Origin of the sequence: Faecalibacterium taiwanense (assembly GCF_036632915.2) — a bacterium.
Lineage (GTDB): Bacteria > Bacillota > Clostridia > Oscillospirales > Ruminococcaceae > Faecalibacterium > Faecalibacterium taiwanense.
The window spans coordinates 622,466-646,121 of the sequence record NZ_CP155552.1 but is presented as its reverse complement, the minus strand read 5'-3'; the positions used below and the strand labels follow the sequence as shown (position 1 = coordinate 646,121).

The window sequence follows — 23,656 nt, the reverse complement described above, 5'->3', positions numbered from 1 at the left end:
TGACCGGCGGGAAAGGAGACGACAATGAGTAACAGCCCTCTGGTGGTCTACACCAAGCTCAGCCCGAACCACTCGGGCAAGCGCACCAAGAAGATCGACACCATCACGATCCACTGTATGGCCGGCAACTGCTCCGTCGAAACCTGCGGCAACCTGTTCACCAACTCTGCGCGGCAGGCGTCCAGCAACTACGGCATCGGCACCGACGGCCGGATCGCCCTGTACGTCGACGAGGCAAACCGCTCGTGGTGCACCTCGTCCAACGCCAACGACCAGCGGGCCGTCACCATCGAAGTCGCCAACAACGGCGGCGCGCCTGACTGGCCCGTCTCCGCGAAGGCATACGCCGCGCTGCTGGATCTCGTGACCGACATCTGCAAGCGCAACGGCATCAAGCGCCTCGTCTGGTCGACCAGCAAAAACGACCGCGTGAACCACCTGAACGGCTGCAACATGACCGTGCACAGGGACTACGCGAATAAGAGCTGCCCGGGCGACTACCTCTACAACCGCCACGGCCAGATCGCGGCCGAGGTCAACAAGCGCCTCGGCATCACGGACGCAGGCGGCAGCACCGGCGGCCAGACCTCCGGCAGCACCGAGACCGGCCTGAAGGTCGGCGACGTGGTCGACTTCAAGGGCACGCAGCACTACACCAGCGCGGCGGCCAAGGACGCCAAGATCTGCAAGCCCGGCAAGGCCACCATCACGGCCGTCGCGGCCGGCAAGGCGCACCCGTACCACCTGAAGGCAATCAGCGGCGGCGGCTCCACCGTTTACGGCTGGGTAAACGCTGCGGACATCTCGATCGGCAGCACCGGCACAGCAACGAGCTACCGCGTGCGGACGACGGCCGACGTGCTGAACATCCGCAAGGGCCCCGGCACCAACTACGGCGTCGCCGGCCAGATCAAGGGCAAGGGCATCTACACCATCGTCGCCGAAGCCGCAGGCCCCGGCGCGACCAAGTGGGGCAAGCTCAAGAGCGGCGCGGGCTGGATCTCTCTGGACTACGTCACGAAACTCTAAAACCGCATAGAAAAGCAGAAACCCGCCCGGAGATCCCGGGCGGGCTTTTTCTGTTATGTGGGGCTTTACTCCTCGGCGTCAGGATCCGGCGCTTCACCGGCAGCGGCGAGCTCGGCCTCTGTGGGCTGGAACCGCAGCACACGGCCCTCGGAGTCATAGAAACCGCCGAGCAGGATGGTGAAAATATCGACCAACCAGCCGATCCCGCAGGCCCCGGCCGTCAGCAGCCAAATGACGCCTGTGCCGGTTTTCCCAACATAGAACCGATGGACACCGAAGAAGCCGAGGAAGATGCACAGCAGCAGCGCCACCGTCTTGCTTTTCGGCGACGTCGGCCGCTGCGCTGCGGGGATGCTGACCGCGCCCTGCTGCGCGCCGGACTTCCCGCCGGAGCTCGTCGTATAAGACAAGCCCGTCCCGGGGATCCCGACGGTCGTGTGGCTTTTTCCCGTCGTGCTAATCGTGTGCTTCAGGCCCTTCGGGCCGAAGCTGACGCTCGCGCTTTTCTTGTTAAGGTTTACCCGGACACCCGGGGCAATTTTGAAACTACGTCTGAACCGTGTACCCATGCCGTTACCTCCTGTTTGCGTTTTTTAGCGTTTAGTCATCTTTGGCATAATATTACCATGCCAGAACTGGTAAAGTCAATATTGCATAGTCATCTTTAGGATAAAAGGAGGCGAGGGCGTCGAAAATCTACAAACCAGACGGCAGGTGCAACATCTCCGGGGAGCGAGTCAAAGAGGAACGGCTGCGGGCTGGTCTATCACAGGAACAGCTCGCCTACAAGCTCCAGATCATCGGACTGGACGTCACGCAGAAGGTCATCAGCCGCATCGAGAACGGCAGCAGAGTCGTTGCTGACTACGAGCTGGACTATCTGGCGACCGCTCTCGGCACCACGATCAACCACCTGCTCGGGAAAGAATGAGAAAACCGCACGGCAGCGACGCCGTGCGGCTTTTTTTATGTGAAAAAACGCGGGAAAATGTTGAAAATCTGCCGAATTATGCTTGACATTATAGAGCAAATGCTCTATAATATAATCACAGGCAAGGGATAGCCGAGTACAGAAAGAAAGGAGAACAAAACCGCGGAAAGGAGGCAAAGCCGTGGATGCTGAGCAGATGAAAAAACTGCTCGAGCTGCTGGAACAGGCTCTAAAGTGTGAACAGGTTGCCACCATCACTATCACGATAAAGCCGAACCAAAAGCCCAAGCAGTAAGGTCGAAGGACGGCGGGAAAAATCCCGCCCGCCGTTCCTCTTTATTATAACCACGAAACCACGGCGAAGTCAAGCGGGAGGAACAACATGGACATCTCGATCAAAGTGACCTATAAAAACGAGGGGCTGCAAAAGCTCCGCAAGGCGGCCGGCCTGTCTCAGTCTCAGCTCGCCGCACTGGCCGGGATCAACGTGCAAGTGCTCCAGCAGTACGAGCGAGGCGCCCGGGACATCAACGGCGCGAAGCTGCCGACGCTGCTGAAGATCTGCAACGCGCTGGAGTGCAGGCTGGCCGACATCATCACGGACGAGGAGACGCTCGAGCTCCTGAAAAAGTACGAGGAACACTGACACACAGAAGGGGCGGCCGGCGGGCCGCCCTTTTTCTTTTATCACGGAGGGGAACACAATGGGACAGCACTGGAGCCATCTGACACCGACCAAGCGGATCCAGCTCGACGCCTTCATCCGCGCAGGAATGAAGCCGACCGACATCGCCAAAGAGCTCGGCGTACATCATACGACCATCTACCGGGAGCTGAAGCGATGCACCTATGAGCACCTGAACAGCGACTACACCACCGAGACCAGATACAACCCGGACGGAGCACAGGCCCGCTATGAGGCCAACCTCCGCGCAAAGGGCCCGGAGCTGAAAATCGGCAACGATCACGAGCTGGCCGACTACCTGATCGTCAAGATCCGCGACGAGAAGTACAGCCCGGAGGCTGCGATCGGTGAGGCCGAGGTGAAGGGCTGGCCCTTCAAGACGCACATCTGCGCGAGCACCGCCTACAACTACATCCGCGGCGAGATCTTCGGCGACGAGCTGACCGTCTCCATGCTGCCGCAGCACGGCAAGCGCCACCAGCCGGAACGCCCGGCCGGATCTATGCCGCGCAAGCCTGCGGGCCGGAGCATCGAGGAGCGGCCCGAGCACATCAACAACCGCAGCACCTTCGGACACTGGGAGATGGACAGCGTCGAAAGCTGCCAAGGCGTCAGCAACACCTACATCGTGATGACCGAGCGGAAAACGCGCTGGGAGCTCATTATACCGTCGCCGGACAAGACGGCCGCCAGCGTCGTCGCTGCGATCGACGGGCTCGAGGCCAAGTACGGCGACCTGTTCCCGAAGGTATTCAGATCCATCACCTGCGACAACGGCTGCGAGTTTGCCGACGCTGCCGGGATTGAGCGAAGCGCAAGCGGCAAGGGCGCCCGCACCGAGGTCTACTACTGCCACCCCTACCGGCCGAGTGAGCGCGGATCCAACGAAAACCAAAACGGCCTAATCCGGCGGCACGTTCCGAAGGGCACCGACCTCAGCACAATCTCAGACGAGGAAACCAAGCGGATCGAGGCGTGGCTCAACAACTACCCGCGGAAAATGTTCGGTTATCTGTGCTCCGAGCAGCTTTTCCGCGAGGAAATGGCCCTCATTCTGGCCTCGTAAAATTATTTTTGCTTTTTTGTGCATTTACTCTTGACAAACGGCTTTTTTATCCGCGTCCTGCAAAAGTTTTTCTGTTCGTGGTGCCGGAGACCGTTTCCGCTTTTTTGCAGAAATGTTCTGCCGCCCTGCATCAGCTTTACCCGGCTGCTGGGTAGATATCCCTCTGTTTTGCCGGAGAAAAAAGTTTTCCACAAAAACGCGGTATACAATCCGTAGAAGAGCGATTATTTTTCCACATGTTGAAAACCCTGTGGAGAAAGTTCAAAAGTCCAGCTTTAAAGCCTGTTTTGCCTGTGGAATTCCACACTTTCCACAAGGTTTTCCACTTTTTGGTTCGACCTTTTTTGATTTCCTGCGTACAATTTGTAGAATACAAGTCGGAAATATGACAATTTTTTGAACTGCATCCTGTCCGCTTTTGCCAAATTGCCCAATATCATTTTGACGAATGTGGATCTGTGTTGAAAATCCGTCCTTCATCAAGCGTTCTGTCTTTCGGCCGCTTATTGCACATTATATGGAAATTTGTTGCATTCTATCGAATATACGCGCTTCTGGCAGTAACCCCCTGCACCCTGCCAGAAACAGAATCCCCGCATTGTTACAGGAAAAACACCGGTTTGGATTGATTTTGGCCGCTGTTTGGGGTATACTAATTCTGTAGGTTCGTTAAACCGTGCACAAAGCGGATATGAAACGAGCAAGACCCCAATGATTTTGTGGAGGTAATGAATAATGTTGGTAAATGCAACCGAAATGCTGATCAAAGCACGTGATGGCCACTACGGTGTGCCTCAGTTCAACATCAACAATCTGGAGTGGACCAAGTCCGTTCTGACCGCCTGCGAGGAAATGAAGAGCCCTGTGATTCTGGGTGTTTCCGAGGGTGCCGGCAAGTACATGACCGGTTTCAAGACCGTCGCTGCCATGGTCAGCGCAATGGTCGATTCCATGGGCATCACCGTTCCCGTTGCCCTGCATCTGGATCACGGCACCTATGAGGGCTGCAAGGCCTGCATCGAGGCCGGCTTCTCTTCCATCATGTTCGATGGCAGCCACTACTCCATCGAGGAGAATGTGGAAAAGACCAAGGAGCTGGTTGCTCTGGCACACGCTAAGGGCCTGAGCATCGAGGCCGAGGTCGGTTCCATCGGCGGTGTCGAGGACGGCGTTGTGGGTGCCGGCGAGATCGCAGACCCCGAGGAGTGCGCAAAGATCACCGCTCTGGGCATTGACTTCCTGGCTGCCGGCATCGGCAACATCCATGGTGTCTACCCGGCAAACTGGAAGGGTCTGGACTTCGAGGCTCTGGACCGCATCCACAAGGCCACCAATAACATTCCTCTGGTTCTGCACGGCGGCACCGGCATCCCCGACGAGATGATCGCTAAGGCCATCAGCCTGGGCGTTTCCAAGATCAACATCAACACCGAGTGCCAGCTGGTGTTTGCTGAGGCCACCCGCAAGTACATCGAAGAGGGCAAGGATCAGCAGGGCAAGGGCTTCGACCCCCGCAAGCTGCTGGCTCCCGGCGCAAAGGCCATCGAGGCCAAGTGCAAGGAGAAGATCGAGCTGTTCGGCTGCGCAGGCAAGGGCTAAGCAGAAGCTCGTATCGTAACCGGTACACCACCCAATAAAGTATGCGCCCCCGCTGCACCGTTATGCACAGTGCAGCGGGGGCGCTTTTTACTTTATATGCGAGCACTCAGACGCGGGTCTTTTCCATATCTCCAAAAATGTATTGCATACAGTCCTGCACCCAGAAGCAGGCAAAAAATCGAATAGCTAAGGATCGGAAGCCGCAGCAGTACGATCTTACCCGCGATCTGGGTAAAGAACCAGCCCGTTCCATACAGAGTCACGATATAAAGCACCAGCCATGTAGCATATTTCAGCCAATGCTCTCGTGGCGGAAAGCCTACCTGCTCCATCATCCGGCGGAACAGTGCGCAAAAAACCGTCACTGCAACAACAAGCTGCATCAGATAGCCTACAGAAAGTTCAAAAACCCAATCACCAATTACCGGGTAAAGCAGCAGCCCTTCCACGCCCCACTCCAAAAAGAAATACAGCGGTGCAACAAACCAGAAGTAATCCCCAGCCCCCAGTGTTTTCAAGCTGGGTTTGACTTCCTCCACAAAGGTCTTTGCGTCCGGAATTGAATGAAACAGTTCCCGGTTCTCCGCATTTGCCTGGATGGCAATATCAAGTAGATCGCTGCGTACAAGCTCGATTCCGCAGAAATCCCAGCTGACCCGGCGAAGATACCGGATCACTTCTTTCAGCTGCTCCTGGCTTTTTTCGTTCAGCAGCTTTGTACGCATCCGATTTGCCTTTCGCAACGCAAAATACTTATTCATATGGCTCCTCCTTAAAAATTTTTTCCACCAGCTGGCATAGCTGGCTCCAATCTTGTCGGAATTCAAGAAGCGCCTGCCGCCCTTCTTCCGTTACAACGTAGTATTTCCGGCTCGGTCCCTTGGGGGAGGGTCTGCGTTCCACCGTGACCTTTCCCTGCTGTTCCAGCCGCAGTAGCAGCGGATAGAGTGTACTTTCACTCAAGTCAGAAAACCCGACCTGTTTTAGATGCATCACGATCTCATAGCCATAGGTCGGCTCTCTGCTGATGAGCTTCAGAACACAGAATTCCAAAACGCCCTTGAGCAATTGTGTGTTGTTTTCCACTGGATACCTCCTTTTACCTATTATGCAATACATAGTAGCTTATCTATATTGTATTGCATAGTAGTATTTTTGTCAAGTCCTGTCCTGTTATCATTTCGACCAAAATCCGCTCCATATTTTTGTGCAACAAAAAAGCCCTGAGATTTCTCTCAGAGCTTTCTGTTCAAGTCGGCGACTACCTATTTTCACGCGCCGTTTCCAGCGAACTATCTTCGGCACAAGTGAGCTTAACTTCTGTGTTCGGAATGGGAACAGGTGGAACCTCACCGTCATCGACACCGACCGATCTGACTGAACCAGTATAACATGTTTGTTGTACTTTGTCCAGTATTTCTTAGAAGGACGTGCCTTCAAAACTGAATAATCACTGCTTACATTTTTTCGTTGACTCTCAGAGTCTCAAGCGAATTGTGGTCAAGCCCTCGACCTATTAGTACACGCTTGCTGAATGGATCGCTCCACTTACACATCGTGCCTATCAACCTTGTAGTCTTCAAGGGGTCTTACTTGTTTAAAACAATGGGATATCTTATCTTTGGGTCGGCTTCACGCTTAGATGCTTTCAGCGTTTATCCGATCCGTACATAGTTGCCCAGCTATGCTCTTGGCAGAACAACTGGTGCGCCAGAGGTACGTCCGCTCCGGTCCTCTCGTACTAGGAACAGCTCCCATCAAATATCCTGCGCCCACGACAGATAGGGACCGAACTGTCTCACGACGTTCTGAACCCAGCTCGCGTACCGCTTTAATTGGCGAACAGCCAAACCCTTGGGACCGAATACAGCCCCAGGATGCGATGAGCCGACATCGAGGTGCCAAACCTCCCCGTCGATGTGGACTCTTGGGGGAGATCAGCCTGTTATCCCCAGGGTAACTTTTATCCGTTGAGCGATGGCATTTCCACTCACATACCACCGGATCACTAACTCCAACTTTCGTTACTGCTCGACCCGTCAGTCTCGCAGTTAGGCTCGCTTCTGCGTTTGCACTCTTTTGCTTGATTTCCGTTCAAGCTGAGCGAACCTTTGAACGCCTCCGTTACTCTTTAGGAGGCGACCGCCCCAGTCAAACTGCCCACCTAACAATGTCCCCCGCCTTGATTCAAAGGCGCAGGTTAGAATTCCAATATCGCAAGGATGGTATCCCAACGGCCACTCCACAAGCGCCAAAGCACCTGCTTCCCAGTGTCCCATCTATCCTGTGCATGCAACATCGAAACCCAATATTAGGCTACAGTAAAGCTCCATGGGGTCTTTCCGTCTTGTCGCGGGTAACCGGCATCTTCACCGGTACTACAATTTCGCCGGGCGGGCTGTTGAGACAGTGCCCAAATCATTACGCCTTTCATGCGGGTCAGAACTTACCTGACAAGGAATTTCGCTACCTTAGGACCGTTATAGTTACGGCCGCCGTTCACTGGGGCTTCGATTCAATGCTTGCACATCTCCTCTTAACCTTCCAGCACCGGGCAGGCGTCAGCTCGTATACGTCATCTTTCGATTTAGCACAAACCTGTGTTTTTGGTAAACAGTTGCTTGGGCCGATTCTCTGCGGCTGCATTGCTGCAGCACCCCTTCTCCCGAAGTTACGGGGTCAATTTGCCGAGTTCCTTAACAACCCTTCTCCCGTTGGCCTTAGAATCTTCTTCCTACCTACCTGTGTCGGTTTGCGGTACGGGCACCGCAGAAATCCACACAGCTTTTCTCGCCATCTTCCATCTCAGACTTCGGTACTAACTTCCCTCGATCGCTACCGGAACCAACACCCGGCTCCGAGACTTCATATGTGTCCCTGTGTTTAACTCTTTTGGTGGTGACGGAATCTCTACCGTCTGTGCATCGGCTACGCCGTTAGGCCTCACCTTAGCTCCCGACTAACCTGGAGCGGACGAACCTTCCTCCAGAAACCTGAGGCTTTCGGCCATGCAGATTCTCACTGCATTCGCGCTACTCATTCCGGCATTCTCACTTCTATACACTCCACAGCCGCTTGCGCTACTGTTTCACCGCGTATACAACGCTCCCCTACCCAGCATGTAAACATGCTGCCTAAGCTTCGGTGTCAGGTTTAGCCCCGTTAAATTCTCCGCGCAAAGACGCTCGACCAGTGAGCTATTACGCACTCTTTGAATGAGTGGCTGCTTCTGAGCCAACATCCTGGTTGTCTACGTATCTTCACATCGTTTTCCACTTAACCTGACTTTGGGACCTTAGCTGTAGATCTGGGCTGTTTCCCTTTTGACAATGACATTTATCTGACACTGTCTGACTCCCAAGCATCAATACTCTGGCATTCTGAGTTTGATAAGCTTCGCTAACCTCTCGGCCGCTAGGCTATTCAGTGCTTTACCTCCAGGTATCTAACTTGAGGCTAGTCCTAAAACTATTTCGGGGAGAACCAGCTATCTCCGGGTTCGATTGGAATTTCTCCGCTACCCACAGTTCATCCGCCGCCTTTTCAACGGAGGTCGGTTCGGTCCTCCATGGAATTTTACTTCCACTTCAACCTGACCATGGGTAGGTCACCCGGTTTCGGGCCCATTATATGCAACTTAACGCCCTTTTCAAACTCGCTTTCGCTTCGGCTCCAGACCTTAAGTCCTTAACCTTGCTGCATACAATCGCTCGCCGGACCGTTCTACAAAAAGTACCCTATCACGCATTGACGCGCTCTAGGTGCTTGTAGGCACAGGGTTTCAGGTTCTTTTTCACTCCCCTCCCGGGGTGCTTTTCACCTTTCCTTCACAGTACTATACGCTATCGGTCACTGGGTAGTATTTAGGGTTGGAGGGTGGTCCCCCCATATTCCGACCAGGTTTCACGTGTCTGGCCGTACTCTGGATCCTGCGCAGCTCTCTCCGTTTTCACCTACGTGGTTCTCACACTCTCTGACCGGCCTTCCCATGCCGTTCGGTTAACAGATTAAGTCCTAAAAGCAGTCCGTACCCCGAAAGTATTTCTACTCTCGGTTTGCCCTCTTCCGCGTTCGCTCGCCACTACTTACGGAATCTCGTTTGATGTCTCTTCCTCGCCCTACTTAGATGTTTCAGTTCAGGCGGTTCCCTCGATATACCTATTTTGAAGTTCAGTATAACGTACCTGAGTATGAACCCAGGTGAGTTTCCTCATTCAGAAATCTCCGGATCAATGCTTATTTGCAGCTCCCCGAAGCTTATCGCAGCTTATCACGTCTTTCATCGGCTCCCAGTGCCAAGGCATTCGCCCTGCGCCCTTGTTCGCTTGACCTTTCAAACGTTCTCTTGGAACATTTGGTATCCTCTTGATTCTCTCTTGCCAACGAAGATTATTGTTACCCTTCCTTTTGAAATTGTAATATTTCTTAAAAAGAACTTACTATAATCTTTGTTTCGCAGTTATTATTCAGTTTTCAAGGTACGTCTTTGAGTGTCCTTTTCAGGGCCCTCAAAATCGAACAATATCTACTCTTCTCGTTTGTTACCTGTCCGAAAGATCTCCATCTTCGATGTCGCTCTTTCGCCTGACTCCTTAGAAAGGAGGTGATCCAGCCGCAGGTTCTCCTACGGCTACCTTGTTACGACTTCACCCCAATCACCAGTTTTACCTTCGGCGGCGTCCTCCTTGCGGTTAGACTACCGACTTCGGGTCCCCCCGGCTCTCATGGTGTGACGGGCGGTGTGTACAAGGCCCGGGAACGTATTCACCGTGGCATGCTGATCCACGATTACTAGCAATTCCGACTTCGTGCAGGCGAGTTGCAGCCTGCAGTCCGAACTGGGACGTTGTTTCTGAGTTTTGCTCCACCTCGCGGTCTTGCTTCTCTTTGTTTAACGCCATTGTAGTACGTGTGTAGCCCAAGTCATAAAGGGCATGATGATTTGACGTCATCCCCACCTTCCTCCGTTTTGTCAACGGCAGTCTGGCCAGAGTCCTCTTGCGTAGTAACTGACCATAAGGGTTGCGCTCGTTGCGGGACTTAACCCAACATCTCACGACACGAGCTGACGACAACCATGCACCACCTGTCTCCTTGCTCCGAAGAGAAAACATATTTCTATGCCTGTCAAGGGATGTCAAGACTTGGTAAGGTTCTTCGCGTTGCGTCGAATTAAACCACATACTCCACTGCTTGTGCGGGCCCCCGTCAATTCCTTTGAGTTTCAACCTTGCGGTCGTACTCCCCAGGTGGATTACTTATTGTGTTAACTGCGGCACTGAAGGGGTCAATCCTCCAACACCTAGTAATCATCGTTTACGGTGTGGACTACCAGGGTATCTAATCCTGTTTGCTACCCACACTTTCGAGCCTCAGCGTCAGTTGGTGCCCAGTAGGCCGCCTTCGCCACTGGTGTTCCTCCCGATATCTACGCATTCCACCGCTACACCGGGAATTCCACCTACCTCTGCACTACTCAAGAAAAACAGTTTTGAAAGCAGTTTATGGGTTGAGCCCATAGATTTCACTTCCAACTTGTCTTCCCGCCTGCGCTCCCTTTACACCCAGTAATTCCGGACAACGCTTGTGACCTACGTTTTACCGCGGCTGCTGGCACGTAGTTAGCCGTCACTTCCTTGTTGGGTACCGTCATTATCTTCCCCAACAACAGGAGTTTACAATCCGAAGACCTTCTTCCTCCACGCGGCGTCGCTGCATCAGGGTTTCCCCCATTGTGCAATATTCCCCACTGCTGCCTCCCGTAGGAGTCTGGGCCGTGTCTCAGTCCCAATGTGGCCGTTCAACCTCTCAGTCCGGCTACCGATCGTCGCCTTGGTGGGCCGTTACCTCACCAACTAGCTAATCGGACGCGAGGCCATCTCAAAGCGGATTACTCCTTTTCCCTCTGTGCCATGCGGCACCGTGGGCTTATGCGGTATTAGCAGTCGTTTCCAACTGTTGTCCCCCTCTTTGAGGCAGGTTCCTCACGCGTTACTCACCCGTTCGCCACTCGCTCGAGAAAGCAAGCTCTCTCTCGCTCGTTCGACTTGCATGTGTTAGGCGCGCCGCCAGCGTTCGTCCTGAGCCAGGATCAAACTCTTTATAAATGATATTTATCACTTTTAAAGTGTTAAATCTTGTTCGCTCAGCACGCAATCGCTTGCGTCCTGTGTGAATTACTTTTGGAATTGTTTTTAGTGTTTTTCCAAACACTTAAAAGGTTCCTTACAAGTTTTTCGATATTGTTCAATTTTCAAGGTCCTGTAGCGCCTCAGCCTTGCGGCTGACGACCTGTTCATTTTACCACCGAAGTGGTTTTTTGTCAAGCCTTATTTTTTAGAAGCTTTTGAACTTTCTGAACTTGGACATCCAAGAAGTTTCTCAGAACAAACTGGAACTTTTCTGCGTCTATTGGTTCTTTTCAAGGGCTTCCTGCTGTGGCTTTGGAAGTCATTCTTTTGCCTCAGCGCTTGGCGCTCAAGTATAATACCACACCCCTGCCTCCTTGTCAACACTTTTTGACAGATTTTTTCCATTCTTTTTGCGTGCACCCCAAAACAGCAGCAGGCCGCAGGAAAAACTACGCCGCAGCTGCAATGCAGCTGCGGCGGCAAAAGCGGAAGAGTCCTCTCCCGGAACTATTCAGGTTTTCAGGATCTTCGCAGGGTCAGCCAGACTGCAGCAGCCAGCATGGGCAGCATTCCGATCAGGCCAATGGGTGCCGGGCCCAATACATTGTAATAGCTGTCTGCCGGGTTCGTCAGAACCACAAACAGCGCTGCCACCGCATTGAACGCGCCGTGCGCAATGGACGGAACCCAGATGCACCCGGTCTTTTCATAGAGCCAGTCCAACAGGGTATTGAGCGCAAAGCAGACTATGCACCACACGAAAAGGCCCAGCACCGGCGCACCCAAATAGTTGGTGCCGTATTCGTAGCCCACCAGCAGCATCAGCGGCCAGTGCCAGACACCCCAGATCACGCCGCCCAGCAGGCGGCCGTTGAGCAGGCCGAGCTGCGCCTTCAGGTGAGGCATCATATACCCGCGCCAGCCGGCTTCCTCACCCAAAGCTGCGAACATATTGATGACCGGAGCCAGCGTGACCGCGAACAGACCTGTTTCCAGCATGTAGCTGAGGTTGGATACGCCCAGCTCCCTGCGCAGGGTCTGAGCGTCCATCTCGCCGCCGTAGGCCGCTGCCAGCCAGCTGCCGGAGAGGTCCAGTCGATGCGGGAACACCGCAAAATAGAGCACTGCGGCCAGCACCGTAAATACCGCCGGGCCGAACCACGCCGCCAGCCAGTAGCGGCGCTTGCCCTGCACCTTCCAGCCGATGCCGGTGGGCTGGCGCAGAAAGACCTTTTGCACCAGCAGCACCGCCAGCAGCGGGCAGAGCATGGTGGCGACCAGCGCCAACTGATACAGCACGGCATTCTGCTTTTGCAGCAGCACCATGCAGCCGCCGACCTGACACAGCCATGCCAGACCAAATGCTAACAGGAAATAAAGGCCGAAGCCCTGCTTTTCTTTTGTGGTCATACGAACTTCACCGCCGTTCCATAAGCAATAACCTCTGCTGCGCCCTGCATGACGCTGGCGGAAGCGTAGCGCATCCCTACAACTGCATCCGCACCAAGGGCCTCTGCATCCTTGACCATGCGTCCTGTGGCGATCTGCCGGGCTTCGGTGAGCATATCCGCATAGTCGGTCACTTCACCGCCCACCAGCGTGCGGAACCCCGCCATCAGATCGTGGCCCAGATTGCGGCTCTGCACCGTGCTGCCGCGCACCACGCCCAGCGCTTCCAGCTTTTTGCCGGGCACTTCGTTAATAGTTACGATAAGCATCTTCTTCTCCCTTTCCGATCTCTTCAATGCGTTCCAGCAACACCTTCAGCGTGCCCACGATGCACCCCACCGGGATGCCGAACAATACGATGAGCAGCGGCAGCGGCGGCGCTTCCTGCGGGTCGCTGTAAAAGGCCCACGCCATCGTTGCGATCACAAAAGCCATCAGCGCCACAAAAGGGCAGCGCCGATGCAGGCACCGCGGATGCGCTCGCCTTTTCGGTCTGTGCGTTCAATGTTCACAAAGGTCACTCCCTGTTCCTCCCGTGCAGCAAGGCGCGCAAGCGTCTGCTCCACATCCAGTTCTTCAAGGTTTCCGGAAGCCTTTTCCAATACGGTACAGAAGCCGATGGCTTCATCCAGATCCTTGCGGCGGGTGCTCAGACGTTCCAGCTGCTGGGCCATTCCCTCGGCCAGCGTCTTCTGCCCTTCCAGCATTTCCCGGATCTCGGCCAGCGGCACATCCAGCTTGCGCAGCAGCTTGATGCGGCGCAGGCGTTCCACGTCCGCCTGCGAGTAGCTGCGGTAGCCGTTGCCCGGCTCGCGGCTGGGGGTAATGAGCCCCTCCTCCTCGTAAAAGCGGATATTCTTTTTGGTCACGCCCACAGCGGCTTCCACTTCGTTGATCTTCATGGTTCCGGTGCCTCCTTACGTGCCTATGTTACACCTTCCAGAAAGGGGAAGGTCAATAGATTTTAATAGAAAAGTGAGACTCCCCCAGTCTGCTTCGCAGACAGCCCCCTCGGAGATGGGGCCTTTGGCAAAACATAAAACTTTGCCGCACTGCCAAAGGCTCCCTCCTTGAGGGAGCTGGCGAGCGAATGCGAGACTGAAGGAGTTCTTATTTTATCAGAAGTAGCACTTGATCTGGAACCGGTCGGCGCTGTCCTGCTTTTTCTCCACCACAATGTGCTCATGGTTGAAGTCGAAGTGCACCGGGGTGCACAGGTCGGTATTGCGGGTCAGGCGCAGCAGTTCCTGCACCCGCTTTTTCTCCTCCGGCACATAGAACAGGTAGCTCACGCCCTCCTTTTTGGCACGGCCGGTGCGGCCGATGCGGTGGGTGTAATGTTCGTTCTCACTGGGCACATCGTAGTTGATCACGGCATCCACATCCGAAACATCGATGCCGCGGGCGGCAACGTCGGTGGCTACCAGAATGGCCAGCTTGCCGTCCCGGAAGTTCTGCATGATCTGGTTGCGCTCCTTCTGGGAGAGGTCGCCGTGCAGGCAGTCCACCGAGAAGCCCAGCCGTGCCAGCTGATTGGCCAGAGTGGCAGTGTTGAACTTGGTATCGCAGAACACCATCACACGCTTGTAGTTCTCACCAATGATGATCTGTGCAAGGTCGGAAAGCTTGTTGCGGCCGGAGGTCTCCAGCATGTACTGGGTGATCTTGGGCTGGCTCTCCTCACGGGGCTGGACAGTGATCTCCTCAGCGTTGTGCTGGTACAGCCAGCCGATGTCCATTACCTCGCGGCTGATGGTGGCCGAGAACATGGAAAGGGACTTGCGGGCCTTCATCATTTCAATGATATGCCGCACATCCTTATAGAAGCCCATGTTCAGCATTTCGTCGGCCTCGTCCAGCACGATCTGGGTCACATGGGAGATATCAATGGAATGGTGCTTGTAGTGGTCCATCAGACGGCCCGGCGTTGCCACCACGATCTGGCAGCCCTCGGCAAGGCGCTTTGCCTGCTTTTCCATGTTGGCACCGCCGTACACGCAGGCCACCTGCACTTCGGGCATGAAATAGGTCAGCTCTTCCAGCTCCTGCGCGATCTGCTGGGCCAGCTCCCGGGTGGGGGCCATGATCACGGCCTGCGGGTACTTGTTTTCCGGTAAGATATGCTCCGCCACCGGGATGCCGAAGGCACAGGTCTTGCCGGTGCCGGTGGGGGCTTTTGCGATCACGTCATAGCCCGCCATCATGACGGGGATGGTCTTTTCCTGAATTTCGGTCATTTCGGCAAAGCCCATGCGCTCCACGGCCTTGTGGATGGCATCGCTGCACTGCAACTCACTGTAAAGCATCTGATTCTCCGTTCCTTTGTCACTTTATATTCTGAACCCAGTATAGCATGAAATGCCACACTTGTCAGCAGGTTCTTAACGAACTCCTTCCGTCATCGCTAATGCGATGCCACCTTCCTCCCAGAGGGAGACTTTTCCGCACGGCGAGGCTCCCTCTCCGAGGGAGCTGTTGAGCAAATGCGAAACGGAGGGAGCTCCAAACAAAAAGAGCTGCGCCCCGAGTGGAGGGCACAGCTCTTTGCATTTGATTTGAGGATCAGACAGCTTCCTCAGTCTTGGCAGCCTTGCCTGCTTCCAGCTTCTGCTTGAAGCGGCCGCTGGCCTTGAAGCCGGGGATGGAGGTGGACTCCAGACGGCTGGAAACCTTGGTCTTGGGGTTGGTGTAGGCCTTGGGCTTGCGGGGACGCATCTCAAAACGGCCAAAGCCTGCGATGGTCACCTTCTCGTCTGCGCGCAGGCAGTCGGCGATCTGGTCAAACATTGCATCCATCGTGGTCTCGACCTGTGCTTCGGTGAAGCCGGTCTTGCGTGCCACAGTCTCGATCATCTGGGAACGGGTCATGTATCTATATCCTCCTGGAGTGTCCAAAAGTAACGTCTTTTGGCAAATTTTGCGTTGTTGAGTATAACATAATTCACACACTGTTTGCGACAGATTGCGCACAAAACGTCATTTATTGCGCACGAACTTATGTAATCTCTCTCCGTCCTTCACAAATACGGCGCCCGCTGTTTTGGCGGGCGCTGCAAAAAAGCATTTTACGGGTAATTCGTGAGGTAATTATTTGCGGTGATACAGGGTGGCAATATCCACCAGCGGGATATTTTCCAGACTGTGATCACTGCGCAGGCAGTCCACCAGAGCGTTGGCGGTATCCACTGCGGTGATGCAGGGGATGCTCAGCTCCACAGCCTTGCGGCGCAGGCGGACGGAGTCGCGCTTGGGGTCACGGCCCTTAGCGCTGGTAGAGAACACATAATCCACCAGACCGCTCTGCAGCAGGTCCACGATGTTGGGCGACTCGCCGGACATATTGCGCACCTCGTTGCAGGGCACCATGTGCTTGTTGAGCCATGCGCAGGTGCCGGAGGTACCGTACAGCTTGTAGCCCATGCTCTTGAGCTTCCATGCGATATCCACGAACTCCGGCTTGTCGCTGTCCTTCACGGTGAAGATGCAGCAGCTTGCAGGGCCGGGGGTCTTGAAGGTGTAGCCCGCGCCGATGAGGCCCTTGAGCAGGGCATCGTGGTAGTTGGGGGCAATGCCCAGCACTTCGCCGGTGGACTTCATCTCGGGGCCGAACTGGGTATCCACACCGTGCAGCTTTTCAAAGCTGAACACAGGCACCTTGACGGCCACATAAGGTGCGTTGGGGTGCAGGCCGGTGCCGTAGCCCATATCTGCCAGCTTTTCGCCCAGACAGCAGCGCACCGCCAGATCCACCATGGGCACGCCGGTGACCTTGGAGATATACGGCACGGTACGGGAGGAACGGGGGTTCACCTCAATGACGTACACCTTGCCGTTGGAAACTGCGTACTGCACGTTCACCAGACCGTTGACATGCAGCTCGCGGGCAAAGCGGCCGGTGTAATCCACCATGGTGTCGATTTCGGCCTGAGTCAGGTGCTGTGCCGGGTAGACGCAGATGGAGTCGCCGGAGTGCACACCGGTGCGCTCCACCTGCTCCATGATGCCGGGGATCAGGAAGTTTTCGCCGTCACAGATGGCATCCACTTCGCACTCGGTGCCCAGAATATACTTATCCAGCAGCACAGGGTGATCCATGTCCACATGCTCGGTGATAACGCCCATGTACTCGATCACGTCCGCCTTGGTGTAGGCCACGATCATGTTCTGACCGCCCAGCACGTAGGAGGGACGCATCAGCACCGGCAGGCCGATCTCGTCGGCGGCAGCCAGAGCCTCGTCCAGATTAAAGACAGTGCGGCCCGGTGCGCGGGGGATCCTGCAGCGCTCCAGCAGCTCGTCGAAGCGCTCACGATCCTCGGCTTCATCGATGGCATCTGCCGGGGTGCCCAGAATGGGCAGGCCGATCTCGTCCATGTGCTTTGCCAGCTTGATGGCGGTCTGGCCGCCGAACTGCACCACGCAGGCATCCGGCTTCTCGGTGGCAATGATGTTGTCCACACTCTCCGGGTTCAGCGGGTCAAAGTACAGACGGTCGCCGGTGTCAAAGTCGGTGGAGACGGTCTCGGGGTTGTTGTTGACCAGGATGGCTTCGCAGCCGTGCTTCTTCAGGGTCCACACACAGTGCACCGAGCAGTAGTCGAACTCGATGCCCTGACCGATGCGGATGGGGCCGGAGCCAAAGACCAGAACCTTCTTTTTCCTAGGCTCGCCCTTGGCGGATGCTTCGGCTTCCTTCTCGGCAATGAACTCAGCAGCTTCGTTGTCGCCGTCGTAGGTGGAGTAGAAATAGGGGGTGTTGGCCGAGAACTCGGCAGCACAGGTATCCACCATCTTGAAGCCGGCGCGGTAGTTCTCCACAGGCAGGGTGTCTACCTGTGCCAGACGCTTGATGGTCTTATCCTGGAAGCCGTACTTCTTGGCAGTCTTGTACTGTTCTTCGGTCAGCACGCCGTTGCACTTGGCAAGACCCTTTTCCAAATCTGCCAGATGCTGCATCTTGTCCAGGAACCACCAGTCGATCTTGGTGATGCGGTAGATGGTCTGGTGGTCGATGCCGCGCTTGAGGGCCTCGTACACGCAGAACACGCGTTCGGCATCCTGAACATGCATGTGGGCCACGATCTCGTCATCGGTCAGCTCCTCAAAGGGCTTGTGGGTCAGGGTGTCCATACCCAGCTCAATGGAGGAGACTGCCTTCATCATGGCAGCCTCGAAGCTGTTGCCAATGCTCATCACCTCGCCGGTGGCCATCATCTGGGTGCCCAGAGACTTGTCGGCGTAGACGAACTTATCAAAGGGCCACTTCGGGTATTTGACCACGATGTAGTCCAGCGCAGGCTCAAAGCAGGCGCAGGTCTTGCCGGTGACATCGTTGGTGATCTCGTCCAGCGTGTAGCCAATGGCGATCTTGGTAGCCACCTTGGCAATGGGATAACCGGTGGCCTTGGAAGCCAGTGCGGAAGAGCGAGACACACGGGGGTTGACCTCGATGACCGCGTAATCGTAGCTGTCCGGTTTCAGGGCGAACTGGCAGTTGCAACCGCCCTCGATGCCCAGCTCGGTGATGATATCCAGAGCAGCGGTGCGCAGCATCTGGTATTCGTGGTCAGTCAGGGTTTGGGAGGGAGCCACGACCACCGAGTCGCCGGTGTGGATGCCCACAGGGTCCAGGTTTTCCATGTTACACACGGTGATCACGTTACCCTTGTGGTCGCGCATGACCTCATACTCGATCTCTTTCCAGCCGGCGATGCACTTTTCCACAAGAATCTGATGGATGGGGGAAAGGCGCAGGCCGTTGGTGCCGATCTCGATGAGCTTTTCGCGGGTCTCGCAGATGCCGCCGCCGGTGCCGCCCATAGTAAAGGCCGGGCGCACGATGACCGGGTAGCCAATGCGGTCTGCGCAGGCCAGAGCGTCCTGCAGCGTTTCCACCACCTCAGAGGGGATGATGGGCTGGTGCAGCTTTTCCATGGTCTCCTTGAACAGTTCGCGGTCCTCGGCCCGGTCGATGGTCTCGGGCTTGCAGGCCAGCAGGCGGATGCCGGTGCGGTCCAGATAGCCGGAGCGGGCCAGCTCCATGGACAGGTTCAGGCCCATCTGGCCGCCGAGGTTCGGCAGCACGGAGTCCGGCTTTTCGATGTCCAGAATGCGCTCCACGACTTCCAGCGTCATGGGCTCGATGTAAACATGGTCGGCCACATCCGGGTCGGTCATGATGGTTGCAGGGTTGGAGTTCAGCAGAACGGTCTCGATGCCCTCTGCCTTCAGGGCGCGGCAGGCCTGCGTGCCGGAGTAGTCGAACTCCGCAGCCTGACCAATGATGATGGGGCCGGAGCCAATGACCAGCACCTTCTTGATTCTAGGGTCCTTCGGCATTTCAGCGTGCCTCCTTTTTTGCTGCTTTGACGTTGTTCAGGAAGCGGTCGAACAGAAACTCGGTATCCTTGGGGCCGCCGTTTGCTTCCGGGTGGAACTGCACGGTAAAGCAGTTCCACTTCTTGTACTTGATGCCCTCACAGGTGCCGTCGTTGGCGTTCACCTGTGCCACCTCGCCCATCTCGGCGGGCAGCTCGTCGCCCACCACAGCGTAGCCGTGGTTCTGGCTGGTGATGAAGGTGCGGCCGGACTCAAAGTCGGTCACAGGCTGGTTGGCACCGCGGTGGCCGTATTTGAGCTTCATGGTCTTGGCACCGGCTGCCAGAGCACTCAGCTGGTGGCCCAGACAGATGCCGAAGGTGGGGATGTTCAGCTCAAAGATGTGCTTGAGGTTCTCGATGACCTCCACGGGTTCCGCCGGGTCGCCGGGACCATTGGACAGCATGATGCCGTCCGGAGCAGGGGCCTTGATTTCCTCTGCCGTTGCAAAGGCGGGCATGACCGTCACCTTGCAGCCGCGCTTGACAAGGCAGCGCACGATGTTGCGTTTGCAACCGTAGTGCATCAGCACGATATGGGTCTCGCCCTGCGGGTTGAACACCTCGGGCTTTTCACAGGTAACATTCTTCACCGCATCGGTGACGGCGTAGGCGCGGATCTGAGCCAGCAGAGCCTCGGTCTCGGCCTTGTTGGCCGGGTCGGCGGGGTCGAAGGTGGTCAGGATGGCACCGTTCATCACACCGCTCTCGCGGATGATGCGGGTCAGGTGGCGGGTGTCGATGCCCTCAATGCCGATGGTGTTGTTCTTTTTCAAAAAGCTGTCCAGCGTTTCCTCGCAGCGCCAGTTGGAGGGGGTGGTGCAGGCCTCGCGCACGATGTAGCCCTTTGCCCAGATGCGGTCGGACTCCATGTCGTCCTTATTCATGCCGTAGTTGCCGATAAGGGGGTAGGTCTGGGTGATGATCTGGCCATAGTAGCTGGGGTCGGTCAGGGTCTCCTGAAAGCCCACCATGCCGGTGGCAAAGACCACCTCGCCCACGGTGACACCCTCGGCACCCACCGACTGGCCGGCAAAGACCATGCCATTTGCCAAAAGAAGATATGCGTTCATAGTTTTCCTCGTTTCAACACATTACAGGGTCTGCTTTGCTTCCTGCTTCATCTTGCGGCTGCCCAGATGCACCAGCGGCAGCTTGCCTTCCTTGCAGATGGGGCACTCTTCCGGTGCGTAGTTGGGCAGGTCCAGCTTGAGGGCGCTTGCCACGATGGGAATGGGAGACGGAGCCTCGGGCTTGGTGCGGTCCACCACGCAGGTGATGCCCACGCAGATGCCGCCGTTCTCTTCGATCACGCGCTTGGTCTCCAGAGAGGAGATACCGGTGGTGACCACGTCCTCAGCGATGAGGCACTTCTCACCCGGGTGGATGGCGAAGCGCTTCAGGGTCATCACATTGTCCACGCGCTCGGTGAAGATGGCGCGCTTGCCGGTCTGGCGGGCCAGCTCGTAGGCGTACACGATGCCGCCCATGGCCGGGCCGACGATCACATCCACGTCCATTTCCTTGACCTTATCTGCCACGGTCTTCATCACCTCGGCGCAGCGGTCGGGGTACTGCTGCAGATAAGCCATCTGGCAGTATGCGCTGGAATGGCGGCCGGAGGACAGCAGGAAGTGGCCTTCCAGGAACGCGTCACAGCTCTTCAGGATCTCAAGTGCTTCACTCATTGTACTTCTCCCTCTCTTTTATAAAAATGTCTTTTGAACGGTATTGTACCACGCTTTTGCGTGATTTGCAAATTTATGCAGTGGTTTTGTTTTTATGCGTATAAATCAGCATTTTGCTGGTATATCAATTGGATTATTCAGCATTCCGGGCACATCCGCGGATCTCGTCCAGCGTTTTCACGCCGTTCTTGTCCATCCATGCGGCCATCTCGTCGGCAATGGTCTCCATGGCGCGGGGGTTGGCAAAGTTTGCGGCACCCACCTGCACCGCCGCAGCACCGGCCATGATGAACTCCAGTGCATCGCGGCCCGTGGCGATGCCGCCCAGACCCACCACCGGGATGTTCACAGCGCCCACGGCCTGCCACACCATGCGCAGGGCAATGGGCCGCACCGCCGGGCCGGACAGGCCCGCAAAGATGTTGTTGAACACCGGGCGGCGCTTTTCCAGATCGATGGCGCAGGCCTGGAAGGTGTTGGTCAGGCTGATGGCGTCCGCGCCGGCGGCTTCCACGGCCTTGCACATCTCAGGGATGTTCTCGGCCTGCGGGCTCAGCTTGACCATCAGGGGCTTTTTGCAGGCAGCGCGCACCATGCGCACCACCTCACCGGCAGCTTCGGCTTTCACGCCGTAGGCCATGCCGCCCACCTTGACGTTTGGGCAGGAGATGTTCAGCTCCACGATGTCCACTGCGCTGTCGCTCAGCATCGCGGCACCTTCCACATACTCTTCCTCGCTGTGGCCGCCAAGGTTGGCAATGGCCACCGTGCCGTACTTCTGCTTCAGTTCCAGCATCTCGGGCAGCTCCACGTCAATGAAGTGCTGCACGCCGGGGTTCTGCAGACCGATGCTGTTGATGAGGCCGGAGGGGGTCTCCCACAGGCGCTCGCCCTTGTTGCCGTACTGGCCGTGCAGGGTCAGGCCCTTGCCGGAGATGCCGCCGATCTTGGCAAAGTCTGCCAGCTCTTCGTACTCCACACCGTAGCCCACAGTGCCGGATGCGCCGATGACCGGGCTGTTCATCACAAAGCCCAGCAGGTTGGTTTTCAGGTCAGCCATCAGAAGAACACCTCCGTTGCATCAAATACCGGGCCGTTCTTGCACACGCTCTTGCCCTCGCCGCCCCTGGTCTCGCAGGTGCAGCCAAGGCAGGCACCAATGCCGCAGGCCATCTTCTTTTCCATGCTCACAAAGCAGGGGGTGCCCTTCTCGGCACACAGGCGGGCAGCGTTCTTCATCATGACCGTGGGGCCGCACACCAGCACCACATCGTAGTCGGCGGGGTCGTACAGCTGGGTGACAAAGCCGTGGAAGCCCACTGCGCCGGTGTCGGTGGACACCTTGACGAGGTTTGCGATCTCGCGGTACTCCTCCATGCAGTAGGGGGCATCCCGGAAGCCGAAGAACACATCCGGCTTCACGCCTGCCGCTGCCAGCTCGCGGGTGAGCTGGAACATGGGCGCGGTGCCGATGCCGCCGCCCACCACAGCGATCTTTTTGTACTTGCTCAGGATGTCCGGCACATCAAAGCCGTTGCCCATAGGGCCGGTGAGCTGGAAGGTATCCTTCATTTTGAGCTGCGCGATCTTTTCAGTGCCCTCGCCCACCACCTGATACAGAAACTCGATGGTGCTGCTGTCCGGGTTCCAGCGGTGCACGCTGATGGGCCGGGACAGGAAGGGGGCTTCGTCTGCGCCCCATGCACGCAGGGTAAAGAACTGGCCTGCGTGGGGTGCGTGATCGCGGTCCGGCCAGACCACCGTCAGCAGGCGGATGTCCGGGGCAATGACCTCATTGCGCAGAACAGTGGCTTCACAGCAGGCTGCACGCATGAGCAATGGCCTCCTTCATATTCACACATTCGTTGTAAGCGGCTTCGTCAAAGGCAGTGCCCGGCTGCTTCTTATAGGCCAGCAGGATGCCGCGACTGGAGTTGACCACGCCGCCGTTGCCCTTGGTAAGATACTGGGCAATGTCCTCGGCCTTGCCGCCCTGTGCGCCGTAGCCGGGGATCAGGAAGAAGCTGTCCTGATACTTTGCACGGATCTCGGTGGCCTCCTCGATGTGGGTGCCGCCGATGACCAGACCGATGGAGGAGTAGCCGTGCTCGCCCATGTAGTCCTTGCCCAGAGCGTTCAGCTTGTCGCCCACCAGATCGTAGACGTGGCGGCCGTCGGCCAGCTTCTCATACTCAAAGTCCTTGGCACCGCCGTTGGAGGTGCGGCAGAGCACGAACATGCCCTTGCCCTGCTTTTCGGCGTAGGGCAGGTAGGGGCTGATGGAGTCCAGACCCATATAGGGTGCCAGCGTGACGAAATCGCTCTCGAAATCGCCGGTAAAGTGGCCCATGGCGTACATCTCGGCGGTCTTGGCAATGTCGCCGCGCTTGATGTCGGCGATCACCGGCACACCGACCTCACGCACAGCCTTCAGGGTGTCGGCGTAGGCCTTCATGCCCTCAAGGCCCAGAGACTCGTAGTAAGCGATCTGCACCTTGTAGCAGCCTGCCACGGCCTTGGTGGCGTCGATGAGCTTCCTGTTGAAGCGCACGATGTTCTCGCCCTTCGTCAGGGTGCTGTCCACGAAGTCCTCGGGCAGGTAGCTGAAATCGGTATCCAGACCTACGCACACCGGGCCGCGGGCTTCCACTGCTTCGTAAAGCTTATCCATGTTGGTCATTGTGGGTTCCTCCTGTTTGCT

The 23,656-nt window shown here is 56.4% G+C and carries 20 protein-coding genes and 3 rRNA genes; 5 read left to right on the top strand and 18 right to left on the bottom strand.

Annotated features, from left to right (window positions below; genetic code table 11):
- The first annotated feature begins 24 nt into the window (after positions 1–24).
- Positions 25–1,029 (top strand): N-acetylmuramoyl-L-alanine amidase, encoded by a 1,005-nt coding sequence (locus PXT33_RS03020; RefSeq protein WP_332375923.1) that lies wholly within the window; start codon positions 25–27, stop codon positions 1,027–1,029.
- Between the two features lie 65 nt (positions 1,030–1,094).
- Here PXT33_RS03020 and PXT33_RS03015 read toward each other — a convergent pair whose 3' ends face one another.
- On the bottom strand, positions 1,095–1,598 hold the full coding sequence (locus PXT33_RS03015; protein ID WP_332375922.1) for a DUF4236 domain-containing protein: 504 nt from the start codon (positions 1,596–1,598) through the stop codon (positions 1,095–1,097).
- A 125-nt stretch (positions 1,599–1,723) separates the two neighbouring features.
- Between PXT33_RS03015 and PXT33_RS03010 the strand changes: the two genes are divergently transcribed.
- The 4 genes from PXT33_RS03010 (at position 1,724) to fba (ending at position 5,310) form a co-directional block, all read left to right on the top strand.
- The gene (locus tag PXT33_RS03010; protein WP_118761633.1) at positions 1,724–1,960 is read left to right on the top strand and encodes a helix-turn-helix domain-containing protein; all 237 of its coding nucleotides are present in this window, start codon (positions 1,724–1,726) and stop codon (positions 1,958–1,960) included.
- Positions 1,961–2,342: 382 nt separating this feature from the next.
- The gene (locus PXT33_RS03005) at positions 2,343–2,606 is read left to right on the top strand and encodes a helix-turn-helix domain-containing protein (RefSeq protein WP_118761600.1); all 264 of its coding nucleotides are present in this window, start codon (positions 2,343–2,345) and stop codon (positions 2,604–2,606) included.
- 58 nt (positions 2,607–2,664) lie between these two features.
- A complete protein-coding gene (locus PXT33_RS03000) occupies positions 2,665–3,711 on the top strand; it encodes an IS30 family transposase (RefSeq protein ID WP_332375921.1) in 1,047 nt (348 codons plus the stop codon).
- Positions 3,712–4,446: 735 nt separating this feature from the next.
- Entirely contained in the window at positions 4,447–5,310 is an 864-nt protein-coding gene (gene fba, locus PXT33_RS02995) for a class II fructose-1,6-bisphosphate aldolase (RefSeq protein WP_005941384.1), read from the top strand.
- Positions 5,311–5,402: 92 nt separating this feature from the next.
- Here the strand turns inward: fba and PXT33_RS02990 are convergent, their stop codons facing one another.
- The 17 genes from PXT33_RS02990 to pyrF form a co-directional block, all read right to left on the bottom strand.
- A complete protein-coding gene (locus PXT33_RS02990; protein ID WP_097776730.1) occupies positions 5,403–6,071 on the bottom strand; it encodes a hypothetical protein in 669 nt (222 codons plus the stop codon).
- Entirely contained in the window at positions 6,064–6,396 is a 333-nt protein-coding gene (locus PXT33_RS02985; RefSeq protein ID WP_097776731.1) for a PadR family transcriptional regulator, read from the bottom strand. Before PXT33_RS02985 ends, PXT33_RS02990 begins: the two co-directional genes overlap by 8 nt.
- A gap of 166 nt (positions 6,397–6,562) precedes the next feature.
- Positions 6,563–6,679 (bottom strand): 5S ribosomal RNA (rrf, locus tag PXT33_RS02980).
- A gap of 127 nt (positions 6,680–6,806) precedes the next feature.
- Positions 6,807–9,641, bottom strand: a 23S ribosomal RNA gene (locus tag PXT33_RS02975).
- Positions 9,642–9,906: 265 nt separating this feature from the next.
- Positions 9,907–11,417 (bottom strand): 16S ribosomal RNA (locus PXT33_RS02970).
- Together the 16S, 23S and 5S rRNA genes form the textbook arrangement of a ribosomal RNA operon.
- Before the next feature lie 543 nt (positions 11,418–11,960).
- Positions 11,961–12,851: a CPBP family intramembrane glutamic endopeptidase gene (locus tag PXT33_RS02965; protein WP_097774363.1), complete on the bottom strand. Its 891-nt coding sequence runs from the start codon at positions 12,849–12,851 to the stop codon at positions 11,961–11,963.
- Positions 12,848–13,159 carry a heavy metal-binding domain-containing protein gene (locus tag PXT33_RS02960; RefSeq protein ID WP_005944222.1) on the bottom strand — a complete coding sequence of 104 codons (312 nt, stop codon included), beginning with the start codon at positions 13,157–13,159 and terminating at the stop codon, positions 12,848–12,850. Before PXT33_RS02960 ends, PXT33_RS02965 begins: the two co-directional genes overlap by 4 nt.
- Positions 13,140–13,334 carry a hypothetical protein gene (locus tag PXT33_RS02955; RefSeq protein WP_347070449.1) on the bottom strand — a complete coding sequence of 65 codons (195 nt, stop codon included), beginning with the start codon at positions 13,332–13,334 and terminating at the stop codon, positions 13,140–13,142. The genes PXT33_RS02960 and PXT33_RS02955 overlap by 20 nt, the downstream gene beginning before the upstream one ends.
- Positions 13,325–13,792, bottom strand: coding sequence for a MerR family transcriptional regulator (locus tag PXT33_RS02950; RefSeq protein ID WP_347070448.1), 468 nt, complete (start codon positions 13,790–13,792; stop codon positions 13,325–13,327). The genes PXT33_RS02955 and PXT33_RS02950 overlap by 10 nt, the downstream gene beginning before the upstream one ends.
- Positions 13,793–14,008: 216 nt before the next feature.
- Positions 14,009–15,196 carry a DEAD/DEAH box helicase gene (locus PXT33_RS02945; protein WP_332375920.1) on the bottom strand — a complete coding sequence of 396 codons (1,188 nt, stop codon included), beginning with the start codon at positions 15,194–15,196 and terminating at the stop codon, positions 14,009–14,011.
- Positions 15,197–15,452: 256 nt separating this feature from the next.
- Positions 15,453–15,758, bottom strand: coding sequence for an HU family DNA-binding protein (locus PXT33_RS02940; protein WP_005944215.1), 306 nt, complete (start codon positions 15,756–15,758; stop codon positions 15,453–15,455).
- Positions 15,759–15,977: 219 nt separating this feature from the next.
- Positions 15,978–19,229 carry a carbamoyl-phosphate synthase large subunit gene (carB, locus tag PXT33_RS02935; protein WP_097774361.1) on the bottom strand — a complete coding sequence of 1,084 codons (3,252 nt, stop codon included), beginning with the start codon at positions 19,227–19,229 and terminating at the stop codon, positions 15,978–15,980.
- A gap of 1 nt (position 19,230) precedes the next feature.
- Entirely contained in the window at positions 19,231–20,340 is a 1,110-nt protein-coding gene (locus tag PXT33_RS02930; RefSeq protein WP_332375919.1) for a carbamoyl phosphate synthase small subunit, read from the bottom strand.
- Between the two features lie 21 nt (positions 20,341–20,361).
- Positions 20,362–20,955, bottom strand: coding sequence for an orotate phosphoribosyltransferase (gene pyrE / locus PXT33_RS02925; protein ID WP_005944207.1), 594 nt, complete (start codon positions 20,953–20,955; stop codon positions 20,362–20,364).
- A 133-nt stretch (positions 20,956–21,088) separates the two neighbouring features.
- A complete protein-coding gene (locus PXT33_RS02920) occupies positions 21,089–22,015 on the bottom strand; it encodes a dihydroorotate dehydrogenase (protein ID WP_005944201.1) in 927 nt (308 codons plus the stop codon).
- The gene (locus PXT33_RS02915; protein WP_005944199.1) at positions 22,015–22,788 is read right to left on the bottom strand and encodes a dihydroorotate dehydrogenase electron transfer subunit; all 774 of its coding nucleotides are present in this window, start codon (positions 22,786–22,788) and stop codon (positions 22,015–22,017) included. The genes PXT33_RS02920 and PXT33_RS02915 overlap by 1 nt, the downstream gene beginning before the upstream one ends.
- On the bottom strand, positions 22,769–23,635 hold the full coding sequence (pyrF, locus tag PXT33_RS02910) for an orotidine-5'-phosphate decarboxylase (protein ID WP_332375918.1): 867 nt from the start codon (positions 23,633–23,635) through the stop codon (positions 22,769–22,771). The genes PXT33_RS02915 and pyrF overlap by 20 nt, the downstream gene beginning before the upstream one ends.
- Between the last annotated feature and the right edge of the window lie 21 nt (positions 23,636–23,656).